The organism is Amycolatopsis sp. NPDC059235, assembly GCF_042754125.1.
GTDB lineage: Bacteria > Actinomycetota > Actinomycetes > Mycobacteriales > Pseudonocardiaceae > Amycolatopsis > Amycolatopsis albidoflava.
On the sequence record NZ_JBHZAG010000001.1, the window covers coordinates 197,747 to 219,815 of the forward strand.

Sequence of the window (22,069 nt, forward strand, 5' to 3'; positions counted from 1 at the left end):
CGCCCCGGGTCGACGGTGTCGCCGGCGGGAGTTCCTGGCTGCCGGCGGCCGCGGGGCCGCCGGTCACAGTGGCGGGACCGCCCCGGATTTCCACCGGGTTCCTCCGCGTGCCGACGCGTGTGCGCTCTTACTCTCGCCGGGCGCACCCGCGCCGTCAAGGTGAGCAGACCCTCACGCGGGCTTGCTTTCGTCCCCGATCCGCGGGAAGGGCGCGGTGGAGAAGAGCACCTCCACCGCGACCTCGAAGAACTCCGCGATCCGCAACGCGAGGTAAAGGCTCGGGCTGTACTCGCCGCGCTCCAGGTACCCGATGGTCTGGTAGTGCACGCCGAGCGCGTCCGCGAGCTGCCGCCGCGAGATGCCGCGTTCGGCGCGCAGCACCGCGATGCGGTTGTAGACGTTCTCGCTCACCGCGCCTCACACACGCTGAAGTGCCCTTTCCCGTCGCGCCGCCACCGACGACCCCGATTCGCGCCGGGCCATCCGCTTCAGCAGGATCGGGGCCAGCACCAATCCGATCACGGCCCACGCGAGCAGCACCCCCAGGGTCGCCCACGGCCGCCACGACTGCCCGATTTCGACGACGACCGCCTGGTCGGGCAGCAGCGCCGAGCGCATGCCGAGGCCGAGCCAGTACATCGGGAACACCTGCCCGACGTCCTGCAGCCAGACCGGCAGCGCGGTGATCGGGTAGAAGATCCCGGAGATCGCGCCGAGCCCGAGCACCGGCAGCACGACCAGGGCCAGCATCCTGGAGTCCTGGATCAGCGAGCCGAGCGCGGCACCGATCGGCAGGGTCGCGACCAGTCCGGCGGCGAGCACCCACAGCAGGTTCAGGAACGAGAAGAACCCATCCGGGGCCAGCCCGTCGAACAGGAACAGCGACGGCACCAGCATCACGAGGATGCTCGCGACCTGCACCATCGAGAACGTCGTGACCTTGCCGATCAGGTAGCCGAACATCCCGTTCGGGGTCGCTTTCGCGCGCAGCAGCGTGCCGTCCTCGCGGTCGATGACGAGCGATCCGGCGACGCTGGTCAGGCCGTTGAACACGATGCCGGCGCCGATCACGCCCGGCACCGTCGCGGCGCCCAGCGAGAACGAGGTGCCCGGCAGCTGCGCGCCGCGCATGAACAGGAGCGTGCCGAAGATCATCGCCAGGAACACGAGCTGGCCGATCAGGTCGTCCCGGTTCGTCCACTGCTGGCGGAACTCGATGAACCCGCGGCGGAATCCCGCCCGCGCCGCGGTCCGCTTCGCCGACGCGCTCATCGCGCACCCGCTTCAGCCAGCCCGGACTCCGCGCGTTGCACGAGCGTCAGGTACGTATCCTCCAGCGACGCGCGCCCGACCTCCAGGTCGGCGACCGCTTCGCCGTGCTGCTTGAACAACTCGTACACGTACTTCGTCGCCTCCGTGGTCGAGTGCACGAACCGCTGCCCGTCGATCGTCCAGCGCACCTCGGCCTCGCCCGCGATCTGCCTGCTCAGCTGGTCCGGCGAACCGTCGGCGACGATGTGGCCGCCGCTCAGGATTAGGATCCGGTCGGCGAGCTTTTCGGCCTCGTCGAGGTCGTGCGTGGTGAGCAGGATCGTGGTGTCATCGTCGGCGAGCCGGTGCACGAGCTCGTGGAAATCACGCCGGGCCTGCGGATCGAACCCGGCTGTCGGCTCGTCGAGGAACAGCAGTTCGGGACGGCCGACGATGCCGATCGCCACGTCCAGCCTGCGCCGCTGCCCGCCGGACAGCATCCGGATCTTCTTGCTCGCGTGCTCGGAAAGCCCGACCGCCTCGATCAGCTCGTCGGTGTCCCACGGGCGGCGGATCCGGTCGGTGGAGTACGGCGAGTAGAACGACCCGAGCAGGTCGAGCAGCTCGCGCACGCGCCATTTGCCGTGGTCGCGCCAGGACTGCAGGACGACCCCCAGTCGCGCCCTCCAGTCCTCGCCGCCGCGCGCCGGGTCGGTGCCCAGCACGGACACCTCGCCGGCGGACCGCATGCGGAACCCCTCGAGGATTTCGATCGTCGTGGTCTTGCCCGCCCCGTTCGGGCCGAGCAGGCACAGCACCTCGCCGCGGTGCGCGGTGAACGACGTGCCGTGCAGCACGTCGTTCGAGCCGTAGCGCATGCGCAAGCCTTCGACGCGGAGCACGGTGTCCGCTTGATCTCTCATTGGATGACCCCCATCCTGCCTGTGCGATGGAATGTAGCAGATGTACTACATATGATCGCAAGCCTGATAAAACGGCCGCGAGTTACAGTGAGCGCCATGTCCAGCCCTGCCCGCGTGCGCGCCGACGCCTGTCCCGGAGTTTTCGCGACGCACGACGCGGCGGACGGGCCGCTCGCCAGGGTCCGGCTTCCCGGCGGCGTGGTGACCGCGGATCGGTTGCGCGCGTTGGCTTCCTGCGCGGAAGACCTCGGCGACGGCGACGTGCACCTGACCTCGCGGGCGAACGTCCAGTTGCGCGGAGTGCGCCGTCCGGGGCTGGCGGGACGGCTGACCGGCGCCGGGTTGCTGCCGTCGCCGAGTCACGAGCGCGTGCGGAATGTGCTGGCCTCGCCGTTGAGCGGGGTGCGCGGCGGGCTCGCGGACGTCCGGGGGCTTTCCGCGAAGCTGGATCGTGAGTTGTGCGCGCGGCCGGGGCTCGCGGAGTTGCCGGGGCGGTTCCTCTTCGGCTTTGACGACGGACGCGGCGACGTCGTGGGCACGGACGTTTGCTGGCGCGCGGTCGGTCCGACGACCGGTGTGGTGCTGTTGGCGGGCGCTGATTCCGGATGGCTGGTGGCGCGCGACGAGGCGGTTTCCACGCTGCTCACGGTGGCGGAAACGTTTGCGCGCACGCGAGGTTCGGCGTGGCGGATCGGGGAACTGGCTGATCCTTCGACGCTGTTGCCGGACGGTCCGCGGGAAGCTCCGCGGTTGCTGCCGACCCGGATTGACCCCACCGTCGGCCGGATCCGACGCGATGACGGCGGCGAGGCAGTCGGGGTCGCGCCGCGGTTCGGCCAGTTGACTGCTGCTCAGTTGCGCACGCTCGCGGACTTCGGCGACGCCGTGGTCACGCCGTGGCGTTCGGTGCTGCTGCCTGGCGGCGCGGACGTCGAGCGCCTGCGCGCGGCGAGGCTGTCGACGGATCCGGCGACGGCGGAGCTTAGCGCCTGCATCGGCGCGCCGGGGTGTGCGAAGTCTCTCGCCGACGTCCGCGCGGACGCGGCGACACTGGTCGCGGACGGGGAGCTGGTGCACGTTTCGGGCTGTGCACGGCGGTGCGGACGACCGTCCGGCACCCACCGCGACGTTGTCGCCGAACCCGGCGGCTACCGTGTCGACGGACGCTGGACCCCGGCGTCCGAGTTGGCGGATGCGTTGGCGAGAAAGGGACCTTCGTGATCGACTACCTGCGGGACGGGGCCGAGATCTACCGGCACTCGTTCGCCACGATCCGCGAAGAGGCGGACCTGGCGATCCTGCCCGACGACGTCGCGGGCGTCGCGGTCCGGATGATCCACTCCTGCGGCATGGTCGACCTGGTCGACGACCTGCGCTACTCGCTCGACGTGGTCGAGGCGGGCCGCGCCGCGCTGGAGGCGGGCGCGCCGATCCTGTGCGACGCGAAGATGATCGCCAGCGGCATCACGCGCAAACGCTTGCCCGCGGCGAACGACGTCGTGTGCACTTTGGACGACCCGAGCGTGCCCGGGCTGGCCGAACGGCTGGGCACTACGCGCTCGGCCGCCGCGCTGGAGCTGTGGCGCGACCGGCTGCCCGGTTCGGTGGTGGCCATCGGCAACGCGCCGACCGCGCTGTTCCGGTTGCTGGAGCTGCTGGACGAGGGCGTCGGCGCCCCGGCCGCGATCATCGGTGTGCCGGTGGGGTTTGTCGGCGCGGCGGAGTCCAAAGTGGAATTGGCGAAGCGGGCGCCCGCGCCGTACCTGGTCGTGCACGGCCGTCGCGGCGGCAGTGCGATGGCCGTCGGCGCCGTGAACGCGATTGCGAGCGCGGTCGAATGACGGGGCGGCTGTACGGCGTCGGGCTCGGTCCCGGTGATCCGGAACTCATGACGGTCAAAGCGGCGCGGCTGATCGGCGAGGCGGACGTCATCGCCTACCACAGCGCGCGGCACGGGCGCAGCATCGCGCGGTCGGTGGCTGAGCCGTACCTGCGCGAGGGACAGCTGGAAGAGCGGCTGGTCTACCCGGTCACCACCGAGACCACCGACCATCCCGGCGGGTACGAAGGCGCGATCGCCGATTTCTACGAGCTGAGCGCGAAAAAGCTCGCTGAGCACCTCGACGCCGGGCGTGACGTGGTGCTGTTGTGCGAGGGCGATCCGTTCTTCTACGGCTCCTACATGTACATGCACGAGCGGCTCGTCGGACGGTTCGAGACCGAGGTGGTTCCCGGCGTGACGTCGGTGAGCGCGGCGTCGTCGGTGCTCGGCCGTCCGTTGGTGCAGCGGGACGAAGTGCTCACCGTGTTGCCGGGAACGTTGCCAGCGCCCGAATTGGCGCGGCGGCTCGCGGACACTGAAGCGGCGGCAGTGCTGAAACTGGGCCGTACCTTCGGTTCTGTCCGGGAAGCGCTCGCGGAGGCGGGCAAGCTCGACGACGCCTGGTACGTCGAGCGGGCGACTTGGGGACAGCAGCGGGTGGAGCCGTTCGCGGACGTCGATCCGGAGTCGGTGCCCTATTTCTCCTTGGCGTTGCTGCCAAGCCCGGCTTACAAGTCGCGTGTGGACGGTGAACCGGCGGTTCCGGCTGGCTCTTCGGCACCGGTGGAGGGCGGCGAGGTCGTTGTCGTCGGGCTCGGCCCGGCCGGGCCGGAATGGCTGACACCGGAAGCGTCCGCGGAATTGGCGGCGGCGGACCACATTGTCGGCTACGGACCGTATGTCGCGCGCGTTCCGCAGCGGGCGGGGCAGCAGCGGCACGCGTCGGGGAACCGGGTCGAGGCGGACCGGGCGGTCGAGGCGTTGCAGCTGGCCGCGACGGGCGCGCGGGTGGCCGTGGTGTCGTCCGGGGACCCGGGTGTGTTCGCGATGGCTTCGGCGGTGCTGGAACAGGTTTCGGCCGGGAACGGTGCTGGTGCGCGGGTGCGGATCGTGCCCGGGGTGACGGCGGCGCAGGCAGCCGCGTCGCGGGTCGGCGCGCCGTTGGGGCACGACTATTGCGTGCTGTCCCTTTCGGACCGGTTGAAGCCGTGGGAGATCATCGAACGGCGGCTGGACGCTGCTGGTGCGGCGGATCTGGTGCTGGCGCTGTACAACCCGGCTTCGCGGACTCGGGTGACACAACTGGAGAACGCGCGGGAAGTCCTGTTGCGGCACCGGGATCCGGGGACACCGGTGGTGGTGGCCCGCGATGTCGGCGGCCCGGAGGAGGACGTTCGGGTTACCACGTTGGGCTCGCTGGATCCGGCTGCGGTGGACATGCGGTGCCTGCTGATCGTGGGTTCTTCGCGCACGGTGGTGGAGGAAGGGCCGGACGGGCGGTCGATCGTGTGGACGCCGCGGAGTTATTCCTGACCTTCGCGCAGCAGCCGCTCGGCCTCGGCGAGGTGGTGGGTGAGCTGTTTCCGTTGCGCGGCACTGAGTTTCGGTGCGTGCGCAGCGAGGGCTGAAGAGATCGAGCCGTCCGCGCGGGTGCGGAACATCGCCCGGGCGGACGGTTCGATCTCCAGCCGCGACTTGCGCCGGTCCTTCTCGTCGGGGCGCACGCGCACGACGCCCGCGTCCGCCATCCGGTGCGTGATTCGGGAGACGAGGCTTTGGGCCAGTCCGGTCCGGCGAGTCACGTCGCTGATCGTCGCGCCAGGATTGCGCGAGACGTCCTCGATCACCGCCAGTTCTCCCGCGTTGACCTGATCCGCGCCGGTGTTCCCGGTGCTGGTCAGAGCGATCTCGCGCAGAGCGCGGGCGAGTCGGTGCAGGTCGGCGGCGCGCATAGCCCTATTCAATCACCGGTGATACATTCGAGGAAGTATCACTAGTGATGGAGTTGGCGATGGTCGACGACGTGCTCCTCGCGATCGGGATCGGAATCCTGATCGCGCGGCAGTTCCAGTGGCGCTCCGCCGAACCGCGGCGGATGCTGCTGATGCCGGTTCTCCTGATCGCCGTGGGGCTGGTCTACCTCGGGTTCGAGCTGGGCGGCGGGCTCCAGTCAGCGGATTGGCTGCTGGTCGGCGAACTCGTCCTGGTCGCGGGCACCGGCACCGCGATGGGCTATGTGACGCGGTTCCGGCAGGCCAACGGGCTGCAGTACCGGCTCACTGGCACGGGAATCGTGCTGTGGGCGGTCTTTCTCGCGATCCGCATCGGCTCGTTCGCGCTGGCCAGCGTTCTCGGTGCGCACCTGCTCGACGCGACCGGGCTGATCCTCGTCTCGTTCGGCGTCAACCGGCTGGCGGCGAGTCTCGTGGTGCGCCGCCGGATCCGGTCTGTCCACTGTGGATATAAGACCCCGGCGTATGACCAAGGGAACGCCGGAACACGTCGATGAACGCGCTGGTCGTGGCGAACCCGCATTGCTGCGCCACAGCCGTGACCGATCGACCCTCCACCAGCAACCTCAGGGCGTGATAGAGCCGGAGCTGCGTGCGCCACTGCGGAAATGTCATCCCGGTGTCCGCACGGAACAGCCGGGTCAGTGTCCGGCCGCTGGCACCGACAGTGCGGCCCAGTGCTTCCAGGCTGCGCGAGTCCGAAGGATCCTTCTCCAGCAGCTGGCACACGGCGACCAGCCGAGGATCGTGCGCGGCGGGGACCCGTACCGGGCGTTCCGGCGCGAGGGTGAGCTGGTCGAACAGCACCGCTCGCATCCGTTGCCCTGCGGGAGTCGCACGGTCCTCGCCGAGTTCGGTGTACGCGATCAGCAGTTCCCGCAGCAGCGGAGTGACCGCGAGCGCGGTCGGCTCGGTCACCGGCAACGGGCTCAGCTCCTGCGGAAAGCCGAACAGGTGCAGCCGCGTGACGCCGTAAGCGCGGTGGGAATGCACGGTGCCCGCCGGAATCCACAGCGCTCGGTGCGCGGGCGTGATCCAGCGCGACCGGTCGGTGTGCACCGCCAGGACGCCGCTGCTGGCGTAGGCGATCTGGTGCTCGTCGTGCCAGTGCTCGGCAATGCTCGCGGTCGCGGCCAGGTCCCGGATGTTCGTGGGAGCCGCGGGCAGATGGCCGGAAATCGACACAGCTCGGCATGATAACGGAATCGCGCAACGCCGGGCCGGCTCGACCATGGCTGGGTGACGACAACGCTTCCGGCCCGCACCGCGCGCTGGCCGATGCCGCTGATGGTGCTCGGCCACGCGGTCGACGACCTCTACCAGGGCGCGGTCCCCGCGCTCGTGCCGTTTCTGGTCGCCGAGCGGCATTACGGCTATCTCGCCGCGGCCGGGATCACGGTGGCCGCGACGCTGCTGTCCTCGGTGGTCCAGCCGCTGTTCGGCGTGCTGACCGACCGGCGGCCGCTGCCGTGGCTCGTGCCGGTAGGGATGACGGTCGCCGGGGCCGGGATCGGACTCTCCGGGCTCGCCGATTCTTACCCACTGACCTGGCTCGCGATCGCGCTGTCCGGCCTCGGCGTCGCGGCCTACCACCCGGAATCGGCGCGGATCGCCCGCCGGATCGCCGGGCGCGGCCACGTCGGGATGAGCTGGTTTTCCTTGGGCGGCAACGTCGGTTTCGCGCTCGGGCCGATCGTCGTCACCCCGGTGCTGCAGGCAGGCGGTCTCGGTGCGACGCCGTATCTGGTGCTACCCGCGCTCGTCGCCGGGGCGGTGATCGCCGCGTTGTTCCGGCGGATGAGCGACCTGCATTCAGCCGCGCGGCACAGGGCGCACGCCGGGCGCGACGATTGGCGTCAGTTCGGCTGGCTGATCGTCGTGGTCGTCGGTCGTTCCATCGCGGCCTTCTCGCTCAACACTTTCCTCGCCATCTGGGTCACGCAGCGGACCGGCAGTGTGCTCGCCGGGGAAGTGGCGTTGGTGGTGCTGTTCGGAGTCGGCGCGTTGGGCACGTTGCTGGGCGGTGTGCTGGCTGGACGATGGGGGCGCACCCGCACGGTCCGCGTGTCGTATGCGGCGGCGGTGCCTGCGGTCGCCGGGATCGCATTGGCACCGGGGTACGGGGTGTTTCCGCTGGTCGCGCTTGCTGCGGTGGCGTTGTATGTCCCGTTTTCCCTGCATGTGACGCTGGGGCAGGACTACTTGCCGAACCGGCTTGGGACCGCCAGCGGGGTGACGCTCGGGCTGGCGGTGAGTGTCGGCGGGGTGGTGGCGCCTGCGGTGGGGGCATTGGCCAACGCGGTGGGGTTGCAGTGGGCGTTGCTGGCGTTGGCGGCGCTGCCCGCGGTGTCGGTGGTGGGGGCGCGGCGGTTGCGGGAGCCCTCGTGAGCGGCAACGCCGGTTAGAACCGGCAACGCCACTCACGAGGCCCTAGCGCGTCGGGTCCTTGCCGTTCGGCTGCGAAGGCCCGGGCCCCGGCGACCACCAGCCCCACACCGTCTTCTCCCCGTGGCGCACCGTCGGCGCCACCCCGGTCGTATACGGCTCGATCTGCAGCAGCTGGCCCCACGACTGGTACGGCTGCCCGTTCAGGTAGCTCGGCACCTCCGGCTCGTCCGCGATCTCCTCGAGCCAGCCGTTCGGGCCGCCGTTCGTGCTGGATGCCCATTTCGCCTCGTCGGCGAGCTGGCCGGGCGTGATGCGGTAGTCCGGCATCGCGGAGATGCCGTCGTGCGAGGTGACCGGGTTCGCGCACGGGTACACGAACGACGCGGGCCAGTCGATGTACACCGATTTGCCCGCGAGCTTGTCGGTCAGCGTGGTGAACGTCGGCACGCGCGGCGCGGACGCGGCGATCCAGCCGTCCTCGGTGAGGTCGTTGTCCACCATCACGATCCGCACCGACGTGGTCTCCGGCGGCAGGTCGCGCAGGTTGATCCGGGTGTCGTTCCAGCCGCCGGTGCCCGCGCCGGGCGGGAGCGCGAACTGGCCGCGCAGCACGCGCACGCCTTCGGGAGTGTTGACGCCGTACTCCAGGCTCACCGACGTGGGCCGCCGGGACTGGCTCGCGGTGGCGACCACGATCTGGCCGTTCTCGGTCCGGTCGGTGAGCGCGTACCAGTCGCTGCGCAGCCGTCCGGCGCGGGTCTGGGTGTCGAGGTAGCTGCTCCACATCGGCACCTGGTCCTGCTTGAACCCGTGCGGCGGCTCGGCCAGCGGGTCCTTGTCGTCGACCGGGCTGGTGTGGAAGCCGGTCTGGACGCGGCCGTTGTCCTGGTCCGGGTTCGGCAGCGGGTTCGGCGGGTTCTGCGTCACCGGCTTTTCCGGCACGGTCCGCTGGTCGGGCTGCGGGTGCAGGATGCTCTTCGCCGCGTCGCGCTCGACCATCACGTGGTCGGACAGGTTGCAGCTCTTGCCGAACAGGTGCCCGATGTTGGCCGCGCCGAGGCTGTAGCTGTCGCGCTGGAAGTAGATCGCCGCGCCCATCGTGTAGATCTCGCCCGCGGCCACCAAACCGCACACCACGACCAGCGACAGCGAACCGAGCCGCAGCGACCGGCTCCGGCCCTCCTGCGGCGCCGGTCCCGGCCGGTGTGCGCGGATGTTCTCCACAAACGCGTAGATCCCGGCGACGGCGGCGGCTCCGAGCAGGATCGTCGACAGCGGGATGCCGCCGATCGAGGGCGCGCCGTTCGTCCACGGCACCCCGATCTTCGAGACGAACCAGTACGCGTTCGGCCCGGTCGCGGCGAGCGCGCCGACCACCAGCAACACCGCGAGGAACGCCGCTCGGTTCCGGTTGGAACGCAGCACGGTCGAACTGGTCGCCAGCGCGGTGAGCGCCGCCATCGACGCGCCGACCGCGGCGAACGCGCCGAAGTGGTGCGTCCATTTCGTCGGGGTCAGCGCGAGCAGCAGGAAGAACAACGCGGTGGTGCCGATCAGCCGACGGCTGGGCCCGAGCGCCGCGCCGGGGATCCGGCCCCGGCGCAGCAGCACCACCAGGCAGGTGACCGTGCACAGCAGCACGAGCAGCACTGGGAACCGGCGCGGCGCGGAGCCGTCCGGCAGGTTCTCGAACAGCAACTGGTACCGCGCGAGTTCCTGGAACCACGACAGGTTCGGGCCGACCGCGGTGCGGATGCGGGTGGCCTCCTGGACCGTCGCGAACGTCTGGTCGGCGAACATCACCACGAGCACGAGGAAGCCGGACGCGAGGATCGGCGCGAGCATCGGCAGCCAGCCGCTCGCCGAGCGCTGCCGGACCAGCTTGAACAGCGGTTTCCCGGCGACCAGGAACGGAGCGACCGCGATCAGCCCGGTTGGTGTCGCGGCGAGGGTGAACGCGGCGGCGGTCAGGCCGAGGCACAGCGGCAGCAGCCGGCGGGTGACCAGCGCGCGTTCGACCGCGCAGATCGCCAGCAGCGACCCGAGCGCGGCGACTGGTTCCGGCCGGACGCCGTTGTTGTACGGCATCCACCAGACCAGGAACACGGCCGCGGCCGCCCAGCCGGCCGCGCGGCTGCGGCGGACCTGGGTGCCCAGCCGCGGCATCACCTCGCGGCTGATCAGCAGCCAGCTGATCACGCCGAGCAGGTACGAGGGCAGCCGGATCCACGGCGGCACCGTGCTGACGTGCGTCATCAGCTCGTACAGGTGGTAGAACCAGCCGAACGGGGCCTCCGCGACGCCGAACCAGCGGTGGTAGTTCGTGAGGTATCCGGTGGCCTCGGTGACCCGGGCCATCGTGAGGATGTAGCCGTCGTCCGAGGTCACCGGCCCGATGAAGACCCACGCGCCGAGAACGCCGAACACCGTCGCGTCGCGGCCGGTGAGCCGCCACCAGCCGACCGGGGCCCAGCGCGGCGCGCGGCGGGCGAATCCGGAGTCCATCCGCCACACCGCGATCAGGCAGCCGAGGAACGACAGCGCGGCGAGGATGCCGACGACGATCTTCAGCGTGGTCGGCGAGGTCTGGTAGCGGGTGTCCGGGACGACCGACACGTGCAGCCCGGCGATCGGGTCGCGCGCGGAGGTGATCGAGGAGTAGATGCCGAGCACGCGCGGCCGGACGTCGCCGGTGGTGTGGAAGATCGGGGTCTTGCCGACCGAGAGCGTCATCTGGGTCGCGTCCGAGTCGAGCGTGACCGAGCAGCCGGTCTGCGGGAGCGGCTGCTGCGAGATCTGCTGGCCCTGGCTGGACGCGAGCAGCACGCCGTTGTCGACGCGCAGCTGCAGGCCGACGCCGTTGGCCGCGTGCTTGCCGGTGCGCCCGTCCGGGACGGTCGAGAACAGCAGCGCGGGGCCGTTCGTGCGCGCGTCGAGCGAGCGGATCGTGTCGCAGGGCAGCTCGGCCTTCAGGTCCTGTGCCCAGTACCCGGTCAAAGGCGCGTTGACGGAACGCGTGTCGGAGGCGGTGGGCCAGACGACTTCCGCGGTGTCCTGCACGACCGGCAGGAAGGGATAGGCCAGGGCGCACAGCGCCGAAAGCAACCCCAGCACTACGGCAATCGGACGCATTAGAAGGAATCTATTGGGTCACCCGGACGGTGTTACGCGGACCCCTCGTCCCGGGGCGTGAACCGCTCGTGGTGTAACGCGCTGGCCAGCGGAGAGCGGCTGCGCCAGCCGTGCCGTTCCAGGTCGGGGACCTCGGCCAATTTCGTTACCGGTCCTACACAAAGCCAGGCGACCGGGCGGATCCCGGAGGGGATGTCGAGCAGTTTCGCGAGCGCGGGCTCGCGGTAAAAACTCACCCACCCGACGCCGAGTCCCTCCGCGGTCGCGGCCAGCCACAGGTTCTGGATGGCCAGGCACACCGAGTACAGCCCGGCGTCGGCGATCGCGTGCCTGCCGAGCACCGCCGGGGCGCCGCGCTGCTCGTCGTAGGTGACGACGATGCCGAGGCTCGATTCGCGGATGCCCTCGACCTTGATCTTGGCGAACGTCTCGGCGCGCTCGCCGTCCAGGGACGCGGCGAAGACGTCGCGTTCCTCGTGCACGTGGCGGGCGAATTCCTCGCGCGTGCCGGGGTCGCGGACCAGCACGAAATCCCACGGCTGGCTCATCCCGACGCTCGGCGCGGCGTGCGCGGCCTCGAGCACCCGGGTGAGGACGGCGTCGTCGATCGGTTCGCCGGTGAACTCGGCGCGGACGTCGCGGCGGCGGTGCAGGATTTCGTAGAACAGTTCATTCATCGGTTGAGCACCCATTCGACAGCGGCGGCTACGTCCGCGGTTTCCGTTGTGGACGGTCGGGGCGGACGGCGCACGACGACCACCGGCAGCCCGAGTTCCCGCGCGGCCGTCAGCTTGGCGGCGGTCATCGCGCCGCCGCTGTCCTTGGTGACCAGGACGTCGATGTCGTGCCCGGTCATCAGCGCGCGTTCGCCGTCGAGGCGGTACGGGCCGCGGTCGAGCACCACTTCGTGGCGGCGCGGCAGCGGCTGGGCAGGCGGGTCGACGCAGCGGATCAGGAACCACAGCGGGTCGAGGTCGGCGAACGCGGCCAAGCCCTGGCGGCCGCTGGTGAGGAACACGCGGGTGCCGAGGCCGGGCAGGAGCGCGGCGGCTTCGTCGAGGTCGGCGGCCCAATGCCAGCGGTCGTCGCCGGTCGGCTGCCAGCCGGGGCGCGCGAGTCGCAGCAGGGGGACCTCCGCTGCGCGGGCGGCGTGGAAAGCGTTGGCACCGATGCGTTCCGCGAACGGATGCGTGGCGTCGACCACTGCCTGTACCCCGTTTTCGCGCAGCCAGGTCGTGAGACCTTCGACGCCGCCGAATCCGCCGACCCGCACTTCACCGACGGGCAGGCGGGGCCGCGTGACGCGTCCGGCCAGCGACGAGACCACCTTGACGGCGCGTTCGTGCAGCTGCGCGGCGAGGTCGCGGGCTTCCGCGGTGCCGCCCAGGATCAGGACGGTCATCGCCCGTACCCGACGGCCGTGCGCCACCGGTCGAGGGTGCGCATGTTGGCGAGAGTCTCCGCCCAGGTCAGCTCCGGGCCTTGCCGGTCCGCGACGTGCGCGGCGACGTAATCCGCTTCCCGCGCGTAAACCCCTTGGGTGGCTTCGATTTCGATGACCTCCGGCTCGCCCTCCGACGGAGTCAGCACGATCGTCGAGACGCCCGGCTTGCGCAATTCGTGGATCCACGCGGGCTTCGGCACGTACAGCTGGCCGGTGGTGCCGTAAATCCGGATGTGGTCGTCCTGGGTGAGCAGGTATCCGCAGGACAGCTGGGCGATGATGTCGCCGGGCAGCCGCAGCAGGCCCATCGCGAACTCGTCGACGCCGCTTTCGGTGAGCCGCGCCATGCCGGTGACGCGCGTCGGCTCCACAGCCGGAATTCCGGTCGCGGCCTGCGAAACCAGCCGAGCCAGCGAGGTGCAGTAGCAGCCGACGTCGAGGATTCCGCCGCCGCCGAGCGCGGGGTCGCCGAGGCGGGCCGCGTCGTTCGCGTCGGAGTCGAAACTGAACGTGACGTCCACCGCGCGGACTTCGCCGATCGCGCCGCATTCGATCAGCTCGACCAGCCGTCGCGTCTGCGGGTGCAGCCGGTACATGAACGCTTCCATGAGGAAAACGTCGTTTCGCCGGGCGGCATCGATGACTTTCTCCGCGTCGGCCGCGGTGAGCGTGAGCGGTTTCTCGCACAGCACGTGCTTGCCCGCTTCGACGGCTCGGATCGCCCATTCTTCGTGCTGCGCGTGCGGAGTCGCGACGTAGACCGCGTCGACGTCCGGGTCGGCGAGGAGTTCTTCGTAGCTGCCATACGCTTTCGGGATTTCGTACCTGGTCGCGAAATCCCGCGCCCGCTCGGCCGTGCGCGAGGCGACCGCGGCGAGGACGCCGTGGCGGCTTTGCTCGACGCCCGCGGCGAATTCGGCGGCGATGGTCCCGGTGGCCAGCAGGCCCCAGCGCAGTTCGGTCACAACGACTCCGGTTGGCTCGCCCGATCGCGGGTGCTCGAATACAGGAAACTGTCCGGGAATCCGCCGGCGGCGAGGACCCGGCCGACGAAAATCGTGGCGGCGCGGGTCATTCCAGCGGCTTGTGCTTGACCGGCGATGTCCGCGAGAGTGCCGCGGACCACGGTTTCGCCGGGCTGGCTGGCCAAGGCGACGACGGCGGCGGGACAGTCCTCGCCGTAGTGGCCGGCGAGTTCTTCGGTGACGCGCTCGATGTGGTTGATCGCCAGGTACAGCGCGAGTGTCGTGCCGGCGCGGGCGAAATTCTCCAGCGTTTCGGTGTCCGGCATCGCGGTGGACCTCGCCTGCGCGCGCGTGATCACGAGGCTCTGCCCGATTCCCGGCACGGTCAGTTCCCGGCCCAGCACGGCGGCGGACGCGGCGAAGGCCGGAACTCCGGGCACCATCTCGTACGGCACACCTTCCGGTTCCAGCCGCCGGACCTGCTCGGCGACCGCGCTGTACAGCGACGGATCTCCGGAACACAGCCTTGCGACGTCGTGGCCGGCTCGATGCGCGTCGATCAGCTTCGCGGTGATCTCATCGAGGCTGAGGTTCGCGGTGTCGACGCGTTCGGTGTCCGGCGCGCAGTAGGCGAGCAGGTCGGTCGGCGTCATGCTGCCCGGGTACAGGCACACCTGGCAGCGCGCGAGCAGGTCGCGGCCGCGCACGGTGATCAGGTCGGCCGCGCCCGGTCCGGCGCCGATGAAGTAAACGGTCATTTCCAGCTCCACTGCGTGACTGCCCGGGACGGCGTCCATCCGGTGAACCCGCCGAGCGGTTTCGCGTGCTCCACGGAGGTCCGTTGCAGTTCCCCGCCGTGCCGGGCGTAGGCGGCGGCCAGGAGCTGCTCGGCTTCGAGGGTGACACCGTGCGCGACGATCCGGGCGTCGGTTTCGACACACTGGTCGAGCACGCCGGGGACGGTCAGGCCGCCGCCGATGAAGATCGCGTCCGGACGGGGGAGTTCGGTCAGCGCCTCGGGCGCCGGACCGGTGACCACCTGTAATTCCGGCACGCCAAGAGTATTGGCGTTGCGCTGGATGCGTTCGGCGCGCGCCGGGTCGCGTTCGATCGCGACGGCGCGGTTCAGCGGATGCGCGCGGGACCACTCGATGCCGATGCTGCCCGCGCCTGCTCCGACGTCCCAGAGGAGTTCACCCGGGTTTGGCGCGAGGCGGGCGAGGGCGGACGCTCGGAGGTCGCGTTTGGTGAGCTGGCCGTCGTGGTCGAAAGCGTCGTCGGGGAGACCGATGAGCGGGAGGCCAGGGCCGTTGCAGAGCACGGCGAACACGGTGAGCGGACCCGGGTCGTGGGCCCAGCCGTCGGAGATCCGTTCGTCGTCCGCGCCGAGGTTTTCCAAGGCGGTAAGGGCGGAATCGCCGTACCCGCGGGCCTTGAGCAGCTCGCGCAGTTCTGCCGCGGAGCCGCCTAGGACCAGCAGTTTCCGGTTGGGCGCCAGCGCTCGCGCGACGCGGTGGACGGCGCGGCCGACGACCGTCACGACTTCGGTTTCCTCGAACGACCAGCCGAGCCGTGCGCGAGCCAGCGTCGCCGAGGAGACCGCTGGATGGACGTCGAGCGCGTAGCCGCGATCACGGAGGGTGGTGGCGATGCCGGACAGGTACGGGTCGCCGCTCGCCAGGACGCAGACGCGGCCGGTCTGCTCGGCAAGGATCTCGTCGAGCGCGGGCAACAGCGGGCTGGGCCAAGTTCGCGTGCGGAGGTCTTCCGGCAAGGACTTCAGCTGCCGTTCCGCGCCGAGCACGACGTCCGCCCGCCGCACGGCGTCGCGGGCCGCGGGGGTGAGCCCGGCCCACCCGTCGGCCCCGATCCCGACCACCGTCAGGCGTGATTCTTCGCGCACGATTTCCCACCCTAAGCGAGAGCTTGCCTGTGCGATGATCGGCCGGACGCCGACCCACGAGGGAGTGCTCTTGAAGCCCTATCCGTTCACCGCTGTCGTCGGGATGCCGGACCTGCGTCTGGCGCTCGTCCTGTCCTCGATCTCGCCCGCGGTCGGCGGGGTCTTGGTGCGGGGCGAGAAGGGCACCGCGAAGTCGACCATGGTGCGCGCGCTCGCCGGGCTGCTGCCGGGCGTCGACGTGGTGGACCGCTGCCGGTTCTCCTGCGACCCGGTCAGCCCGGACCCGGGGTGCCCGGACGGCCCGCACGCGGCGGGCGTTGCCGCGCACCGGCGGCCGGCACGGCTGGTGGAACTGCCGGTCGGCGCGGCCGAGGACCGGGTCGTCGGCTCGCTGAACCTGGAAAAGGCGCTGGCTGAGGGCGTCACCGACTATCAGCCCGGCCTGCTGGCCGCCGCGCATCGCGGGCTGCTGTACGTCGACGAGGTCAACCTGCTGCACGACCACCTGGTGGACACCCTGCTCGACGCGGCGGCGATGGGCCGGGCGACAGTCGAGCGCGAGGGCGTTTCCGTCTCGCACGCGGCGCGGTTCGTGCTGATCGGGACGATGAACCCGGAGGAAGGCGAGCTGCGGCCGCAGCTGCTCGACCGGTTCGGGCTGACTGTGGAGGTCGCGTCGAGCCGGGATCCGGAGCAGCGCGTCGAGGTCGTCCGGCGACGTCTTGCCTACGAAGCGGATCCGGACGGTTTCGCGGACGGCTATGCCTCGGCGGACGCGGAGCTGGCGGCGGAGATCGAGGCGGCACAACGGCTTTTGCCGTCGGTGAAGCTGCCGGACGAGGCTCTGCGGCAGATCGCCGAGGTGTGCGCGTCGTTCGAGGTCGACGGCATGCGCGCGGACATCGTGACAGCGCGGACGGCGGTCGCGCACGCGGCTTGGGCTGGGCGCGACGAGGTCACTACGGAGGACATCCGGGTCGCGGCGCGGCTCGCGTTGCCGCACCGGCGGCGGCGGAATCCGTTTGACGCACCGGGGATTTCCGAGGAACAGCTGGAACAGGCGTTGGAGGATTCGCAGCCGCCGCCGGAGGGGCCGGACGACGACGGTCCGTCTGGTGGCGGGCCTGGTCCGGACGACGGTGGGCCGATTCCCGACGACAGCGGCCCTTCCGAGGGCGCTCCTTCGTCCCCTCCCGGCGAAGCGCCTTCGGGCAATGGATCCTCGCCGCAGAAGACGGTCGGAGCCGGGGATACGTTTCGGGCGCGGGTGTTCCGGGTGAAGGGCACCGGCGAAGGCGAGCGCGGTCGCCGGTCGCGCGCCATCACCGACACCGGCCGGACGATCGGCGTGCAGCCGCCGAGTGTGCGGGACGGACGGCCGCACCTGGTCGCGACGATCCGGGCCGCCGCACCGCATCAGCAGGCGCGGGGCCGGTCCGGGGCGGGTCTCGAAGTTCGGTCGGCGGACTTGCGGTTCGCGCTGCGCGAGGGCCGCGAAGGCAATCTGGTGCTGTTCTGTGTGGACGCGTCGGGCTCGATGGGCGCGCGGGCACGGATGCGGGAAGTGAAGACCGCGGTGCTCTCTCTCCTGTTGGACGCTTACCAACGGCGGGACAAGGTCGGTCTGGTCACGTTCCGTGGTGCGGACGCCGAGCTGGCGCTTCCGCCGACGATCAGCGTCGAAGCCGCCGCCGCCCGGCTGGACGGTTTGCCGACCGGCGGACGCACGCCGCTCGCCGAGGGGTTGCTGGAGGCCGCGCGGGTGCTGCGGGTCGAGGCGATCCGGGATCCGCGGCGTCGTCCGCTGCTGGTGCTCGTCACCGACGGCCGCGCCACGAGCGGCTCCGACGCGGTGGCCCGCGCCAAGGCCGCCGCGGGGTTGCTCACCGACGTGACGACGATCGTGATGGACTGCGAGACCGGTCGGATGCGTCTTGGCCTCGCCGCGGAATTGGCTGGACACTTGGGTGCCGAGCACGTGCCACTGTCCGATGTGGCCGCTGAATCGCTGGCCTCGGCAGTGCGCGAACGGACGGGGAGGGCTGCCTGATGCCACAGGGAAAACCGGCTGTCGTGCCGAAGGACGGGCTCACCACGCGGCAGCGGCGCAACCGCCCGCTGCTCGCCGTGCACACCGGCGAGATGAAGGGGAAATCCACCGCCGCGTTCGGAATGGCGTTGCGCGCGTGGAACCAGGGCTGGTCGATCGGCGTGTTCCAGTTCGTGAAGTCGGCGAAATGGCGCGTCGGCGAGGAAGCCGCGTTCAAGGCGCTCGGGAAGCTGCACGACGACACCGGGCAGGGCGGTCCGGTCGAGTGGCACAAAATGGGCGAGGGCTGGAGCTGGTCGCGCAAGCAGGGGTCCGAAGAGGACCATGCCGCCAACGCCCGGGAAGGCTGGGCGGAAATCAAACGCCGGCTCGCCGCTGAAACGCACGATTTCTATGTCCTGGACGAATTCAGCTACCTGCTCAAATGGGGCTGGCTCGAGGTGGACGACGTAGTGTCCGCTTTGGCCTCCCGGCCCGGGCACCAGCATGTGGTGATCACCGGCCGGTACGCGCCGCCGGAGCTGATCGAAGCCGCCGATCTGGTCACTGAAATGACGAAGGTGAAGCACCCGATGGACGCCGGGCAGAAGGGCCAGCGGGGGATCGAGTGGTAGCACGGCTCGTCATCGCCGCGCCCGGCTCCGGGCACGGCAAAACCACCATCGCGGCCGGGCTGATGGCCGCGTTGCGCACTGCCGGGCACATCGTGTCCGGGCACAAGGTCGGTCCGGACTTCATCGACCCCAGCTACCACTCGCTCGCCACCGGCCGTCCCGCGCGGAACCTCGACCCGTTCCTGCAGGGCGAAGAAACCCTGGTTCCGTTGCTGCGACACGGTTCCGCGGGCGCGGACATCGCCGTCATCGAAGGCGTGATGGGCCTTTTCGACGGTGCTTTGGGCACCGAAGGCTACGCGTCGACCGCCCATGTCGCGCGGCTGATCGACGCGCCGGTCGTGCTGGTCGTCGACGCTTCCGCGGCCTCGCGCAGTGTCGCGGCGACCGTGCTGGGGTTCGCACAATACGACACGCGGGTCCGGCTCGCTGGGGTGATCCTGAATAAATTGGGCTCGCAACGGCACGAGGACGAGATCGTCACCGCGCTGGAGGCTACCGGCGTACCGTTGCTGGGTGCCTTGCGGCGCAATGAGAACGTGCATGCGCCGAGTAGGCACCTCGGTTTGGTTCCGGCTGCCGAACGGGCCGCGGAGTCTCAGCGGATGCTGCCGGAACTGGCGGCCTGGGTGGCTGCCGGGGTCGACCTCGAAGCCGTCGTGCGGGTGGCGCGGAGTGCTCCCGCGCTGACTGGTCCTTTGTGGAATCCGGGTCCCGTCTTCGACGGTCCTCGTGCGACCCTCGCCGCTGCGGGCGGCCCGGCCTTCACCTTCCGCTACGCCGAGAACCTCGAACTGCTGGCTGCTCGCGGGATCGACGTCGTGGACCTCAACCCGTTGCAGGACAAGGCTTTACCGCCGGGCTGTGCTGGCCTGTACTTCGGCGGCGGTTTCCCGGAGGTGCACGCCGCCGAGCTTTCGTCCAATGTGGAACTGCTCGCGGCCGTCGGCTCGGCGATCGACGCGGGCATGCCGGTCAGCGCGGAATGCGCGGGCTTGCTGTACCTGTGCCGTTCGCTGGACGGCCTGCCGATGGTCGGTGCCGTCGCCGCCGACGCGACCATGACCTCGCGCGGGAAACTAGGCTACCGTCGCGCGGTCTCGGTAGCGGACAATGTGCTGGCCGCAGCCGGACAGCGCGTCACCGGCCACGAATTCCACCGCACCGAAATCACTCCCGCACACGGAGAAACCGCCGCGTGGGGCTGGGATCGCAACCTGGACGGATTCGCGTCGGATTCACTGCACGCGTCTTACTTGCACGTCCATTGGGCCGGGCATCCCGAGTTGGCGGACCGTTTCGCTTCCCGGGTGCGTGCGCATTCCCTGGCAGCAGTCCATGGCTGATTACGACCTCCACCACCATGGCGACCGCGAGGTCGGCGACGGCCTCGTCGACCTCGCCGTAAACGTTCGGCTCCCGGCCCCGCCCGCGTGGCTCCGCGCGGAACTAGCTGCTGCCCTGGACGATCTGGCCGCCTATCCAGATCCCACCCGCGCCGCGGAGGCCGTTGCCGCCCGGCACGGCCGGGATTTCTCTGACGTCCTGGTAACCGCCGGAGCCGCGGAAGCGTTCACGCTGCTGGCTTCGCTTCCGGCCGAGCACCCCGTGGTGATCCACCCGCAATTCACCGAACCAGAAGCCGCTTTGCGTGCCGCCGGACACTCGGTCGACCGGGTAATTCTGTCCGAAGCGGACGGTTACCGGCTAGCTCCGTCGCTGATCCCCGCCTCCGCCGATCTGGTCTTCCTCGGCAATCCGACCAACCCGACCTCGGTCCTGCATCCAGCCGATTCCGTGCGCGCTCTGGCCCGTCCCGGCCGTACGCTCGTGGTAGACGAAGCCTTCCTCGACGCGGTCCCCGGAGAAGTCGAAAGCCTTGCCGGAGAACGAATCCCCGGAGTCGTGGTGGTGCGAAGCCTCACCAAGACGTGGGGCTTGGCGGGGTTGCGAGCCGGATACGTCCTCGGCGAACCATCACTGATCGCGCGGCTGCGTTCGGTGCAGCCACCCTGGTCAGTGTCCACTTTGGCCGCCGTCGCGACGGTTGCCTGCTGTCGTCCCGCCGCTCTGGAAGAAGCCGAAAAGCTGGCCGCCGCCGCGGAAGCCGACCGCGACTACCTGGAATCCGGCCTGGCCGCATTGGGAATTCCCGTACTCGGCATCCCGCGCGGCCCGTTCGTGCTGATCCGAGTCCCCAGCGGCGCGGACGTCCGATTGCGGCTGCGCGAAGCAGGTTACGCCGTCCGCCGCGGCGACACGTTCCCCGGGCTGGGCCCAGATCACCTGCGTATCGCAGTCCGCGACCGTGCTACAACGGACGCTTTCCTTGCCGCGTTAGGCTAATGGTTTTGTAGTGCAGTGAATTCCTCAAGCCAGGCGTAATTCGGCGCGATCGTCCCGTCGGGATTCTTCTGAACGGTCGCCCGGGCGAACACGCTGTTCAACAACCACGGCGGAGTGTCCGGACCGAAGTCCGCTCCCTTGAGCGCGGCAATGCCCTGGTCGATCCCGTAGGTGGCGACGGCGAGCTTTCCGGTAGCGCGGAACTTCGCCATCTGGTCGGTCAGGAAGTTCTTGTTGTTCTCGAACCACGGACTGGTGCGAAGGAAATCATCCCAGCGCGGCTTGGGAAACGGCTGATGCAGCGCATTGCGAATGACCTGCCAGACCTTGGTGTCCTTCGGCACGTGATACTTGTCCGCATACTCCGTTGACACCCTGTCGCCGAGATGCTTCTTCCACAGCTGGACCAGCGAAAACTCGGTGACGAGGAACTTCTTGCCGCCGAGCTTGGGCAGCACGTAATCCAGAAACGCCTGAACCTGTTCCGGCGCACCGACATGTGGGTGGATGTCGGTGCCTTCGATCTCCGGCGTCTCGCGGACGTACTTCATCCAGCGTTCGGTTCCCGCACCAGTCCACTGAGGATCTTCGAGATTGTTGAGCGCGCCCATGTAGAGGACGGTCTTTCCCTTGCGCTGCTTGATCACATGGGCGGCGATGGTCTCGTAGAATTCGTTGAGTGCGCCGTTGTTCCAGTCGGACCGCGGGCATTCGATGAACGGCTCATTGCCGATCACGAGGATGTCGACCTTGTCCATGACCGCGGGCAGCACTTTGTCGATCCGCGCGAGATCCGCCTGCATGTCCGGCGTTCCGGGGCGCGGAATCTGCTTGTGGGAGTCGGGAAAGTAGGGAAACTTGAGGGAGAGCACGGTGCCGTATTCGCGGTCGGCCGCTTGGAGGAGAGTCTTGATCGTCGGATTCTCGGCGGCGCTGTGTTTGTCGAGGTCGGGCATCGCGGTGAACCCGCGCACCCACTTTGCGGCGGACCGCTGAAGCTCGTCCCAGCCCATGGTGTCCGGGTCAGCGTTGAAGTTGGCCCCGAGCGCTCCGTCCGGCTTGGGCGCCGCAGTGTTTGGGGCTGGGCTGTCCGGAGTTGCGCTGCAGGCGGCGGTGCCGAGAGCCGAAAGACCGGCCGCCAGATGAAAAAGCCGACGCCGGTTGAGATGCGCAGGTGCCACGAGGTCCTCTCGGTCAGTCGTCGCGGACTGTTCCTTGG

21 protein-coding genes and 1 riboswitch are annotated in these 22,069 nt (G+C 69.8%); of the genes, 9 read left to right on the forward strand and 12 right to left on the reverse strand.

Annotation, left to right across the window (positions count from 1 at the left end):
* Positions 1–28: 28 nt before the first annotated feature.
* A riboswitch (cobalamin riboswitch) is annotated at positions 29–104 on the reverse strand.
* Positions 105–171: 67 nt separating this feature from the next.
* Genes ACFXI3_RS00895 through ACFXI3_RS00905 form a run of 3 tightly spaced genes read right to left on the reverse strand, consistent with a single transcriptional unit; the run spans position 172 to position 2,174 of the window.
* The gene (locus tag ACFXI3_RS00895; RefSeq protein ID WP_037354504.1) at positions 172–411 is read right to left on the reverse strand and encodes a helix-turn-helix transcriptional regulator; all 240 of its coding nucleotides are present in this window, start codon (positions 409–411) and stop codon (positions 172–174) included.
* Positions 412–417: 6 nt separating this feature from the next.
* The gene (locus ACFXI3_RS00900; protein WP_378397235.1) at positions 418–1,272 is read right to left on the reverse strand and encodes an ABC transporter permease; all 855 of its coding nucleotides are present in this window, start codon (positions 1,270–1,272) and stop codon (positions 418–420) included.
* Positions 1,269–2,174 (reverse strand): ABC transporter ATP-binding protein, encoded by a 906-nt coding sequence (locus ACFXI3_RS00905; RefSeq protein WP_378397236.1) that lies wholly within the window; start codon positions 2,172–2,174, stop codon positions 1,269–1,271. The genes ACFXI3_RS00900 and ACFXI3_RS00905 overlap by 4 nt, the downstream gene beginning before the upstream one ends.
* A 96-nt stretch (positions 2,175–2,270) precedes the next feature.
* On the opposite strand from ACFXI3_RS00905, the gene ACFXI3_RS00910 reads away from it, so the two are divergent.
* The 3 genes from ACFXI3_RS00910 to ACFXI3_RS00920 are packed head-to-tail and all read left to right on the forward strand — an operon-like array spanning position 2,271 to position 5,529.
* The gene (locus ACFXI3_RS00910; protein WP_378397237.1) at positions 2,271–3,395 is read left to right on the forward strand and encodes a precorrin-3B synthase; all 1,125 of its coding nucleotides are present in this window, start codon (positions 2,271–2,273) and stop codon (positions 3,393–3,395) included.
* On the forward strand, positions 3,392–4,015 hold the full coding sequence (locus ACFXI3_RS00915) for a precorrin-8X methylmutase (protein WP_037354494.1): 624 nt from the start codon (positions 3,392–3,394) through the stop codon (positions 4,013–4,015). Before ACFXI3_RS00910 ends, ACFXI3_RS00915 begins: the two co-directional genes overlap by 4 nt.
* Positions 4,012–5,529: a precorrin-2 C(20)-methyltransferase gene (locus tag ACFXI3_RS00920; protein ID WP_378397239.1), complete on the forward strand. Its 1,518-nt coding sequence runs from the start codon at positions 4,012–4,014 to the stop codon at positions 5,527–5,529. Before ACFXI3_RS00915 ends, ACFXI3_RS00920 begins: the two co-directional genes overlap by 4 nt.
* Here ACFXI3_RS00920 and ACFXI3_RS00925 read toward each other — a convergent pair.
* Positions 5,520–5,948 carry a MarR family winged helix-turn-helix transcriptional regulator gene (locus ACFXI3_RS00925; protein ID WP_378397240.1) on the reverse strand — a complete coding sequence of 143 codons (429 nt, stop codon included), beginning with the start codon at positions 5,946–5,948 and terminating at the stop codon, positions 5,520–5,522. The two genes, ACFXI3_RS00920 and ACFXI3_RS00925, sit on opposite strands and share 10 nt — an antisense overlap.
* 59 nt (positions 5,949–6,007) lie before the next feature.
* On the opposite strand from ACFXI3_RS00925, the gene ACFXI3_RS00930 reads away from it, so the two are divergent.
* Positions 6,008–6,505, forward strand: coding sequence for a hypothetical protein (locus ACFXI3_RS00930; protein WP_378397241.1), 498 nt, complete (start codon positions 6,008–6,010; stop codon positions 6,503–6,505).
* Here the strand turns inward: ACFXI3_RS00930 and ACFXI3_RS00935 are convergent.
* The gene (locus ACFXI3_RS00935) at positions 6,399–7,193 is read right to left on the reverse strand and encodes an AraC family transcriptional regulator (RefSeq protein ID WP_378397243.1); all 795 of its coding nucleotides are present in this window, start codon (positions 7,191–7,193) and stop codon (positions 6,399–6,401) included. The two genes, ACFXI3_RS00930 and ACFXI3_RS00935, sit on opposite strands and share 107 nt — an antisense overlap.
* A gap of 54 nt (positions 7,194–7,247) precedes the next feature.
* Here ACFXI3_RS00935 and ACFXI3_RS00940 point away from each other — a divergent pair, with 54 nt between their 5' ends.
* On the forward strand, positions 7,248–8,396 hold the full coding sequence (locus ACFXI3_RS00940) for an MFS transporter (protein ID WP_378397244.1): 1,149 nt from the start codon (positions 7,248–7,250) through the stop codon (positions 8,394–8,396).
* Positions 8,397–8,438: 42 nt separating this feature from the next.
* On the opposite strand, the gene ACFXI3_RS00945 is transcribed toward ACFXI3_RS00940, so the two are convergent.
* The 6 genes from ACFXI3_RS00945 to cbiE are packed head-to-tail and all read right to left on the reverse strand — an operon-like array spanning position 8,439 to position 15,840.
* Positions 8,439–11,528: an arabinosyltransferase domain-containing protein gene (locus ACFXI3_RS00945; protein WP_344287268.1), complete on the reverse strand. Its 3,090-nt coding sequence runs from the start codon at positions 11,526–11,528 to the stop codon at positions 8,439–8,441.
* Between the two features lie 32 nt (positions 11,529–11,560).
* Entirely contained in the window at positions 11,561–12,205 is a 645-nt protein-coding gene (gene bluB, locus ACFXI3_RS00950; RefSeq protein WP_378397246.1) for a 5,6-dimethylbenzimidazole synthase, read from the reverse strand.
* Positions 12,202–12,930 (reverse strand): cobalt-precorrin-6A reductase, encoded by a 729-nt coding sequence (locus ACFXI3_RS00955; protein ID WP_344287264.1) that lies wholly within the window; start codon positions 12,928–12,930, stop codon positions 12,202–12,204. Before ACFXI3_RS00955 ends, bluB begins: the two co-directional genes overlap by 4 nt.
* A complete protein-coding gene (locus ACFXI3_RS00960; RefSeq protein WP_378397247.1) occupies positions 12,927–13,937 on the reverse strand; it encodes a Gfo/Idh/MocA family protein in 1,011 nt (336 codons plus the stop codon). The genes ACFXI3_RS00955 and ACFXI3_RS00960 overlap by 4 nt, the downstream gene beginning before the upstream one ends.
* Complete coding sequence (gene cobM / locus ACFXI3_RS00965; protein WP_378397249.1) at positions 13,934–14,695, reverse strand: precorrin-4 C(11)-methyltransferase; 762 nt, start codon at positions 14,693–14,695, stop codon at positions 13,934–13,936. Before cobM ends, ACFXI3_RS00960 begins: the two co-directional genes overlap by 4 nt.
* Positions 14,692–15,840, reverse strand: a complete 1,149-nt coding sequence (cbiE, locus tag ACFXI3_RS00970) for a precorrin-6y C5,15-methyltransferase (decarboxylating) subunit CbiE (protein WP_378397250.1) — start codon at positions 15,838–15,840, stop codon at positions 14,692–14,694. The genes cobM and cbiE overlap by 4 nt, the downstream gene beginning before the upstream one ends.
* A 70-nt stretch (positions 15,841–15,910) precedes the next feature.
* On the opposite strand from cbiE, the gene ACFXI3_RS00975 reads away from it, so the two are divergent.
* Genes ACFXI3_RS00975 through cobC form a run of 4 tightly spaced genes read left to right on the forward strand, consistent with a single transcriptional unit; the run spans position 15,911 to position 20,850 of the window.
* Entirely contained in the window at positions 15,911–17,890 is a 1,980-nt protein-coding gene (locus ACFXI3_RS00975; RefSeq protein WP_378397252.1) for a putative cobaltochelatase, read from the forward strand.
* Entirely contained in the window at positions 17,890–18,504 is a 615-nt protein-coding gene (cobO, locus tag ACFXI3_RS00980) for a cob(I)yrinic acid a,c-diamide adenosyltransferase (protein ID WP_183125040.1), read from the forward strand. The genes ACFXI3_RS00975 and cobO overlap by 1 nt, the downstream gene beginning before the upstream one ends.
* Positions 18,498–19,850, forward strand: coding sequence for a cobyrinate a,c-diamide synthase (locus ACFXI3_RS00985; protein ID WP_378397254.1), 1,353 nt, complete (start codon positions 18,498–18,500; stop codon positions 19,848–19,850). The genes cobO and ACFXI3_RS00985 overlap by 7 nt, the downstream gene beginning before the upstream one ends.
* Entirely contained in the window at positions 19,843–20,850 is a 1,008-nt protein-coding gene (cobC, locus tag ACFXI3_RS00990) for an Rv2231c family pyridoxal phosphate-dependent protein CobC (RefSeq protein ID WP_378397256.1), read from the forward strand. The genes ACFXI3_RS00985 and cobC overlap by 8 nt, the downstream gene beginning before the upstream one ends.
* Here cobC and ACFXI3_RS00995 read toward each other — a convergent pair.
* Positions 20,847–22,031: a hypothetical protein gene (locus tag ACFXI3_RS00995; protein ID WP_378397257.1), complete on the reverse strand. Its 1,185-nt coding sequence runs from the start codon at positions 22,029–22,031 to the stop codon at positions 20,847–20,849. The genes cobC and ACFXI3_RS00995 overlap by 4 nt on opposite strands.
* Positions 22,032–22,069: the final 38 nt, after the last annotated feature.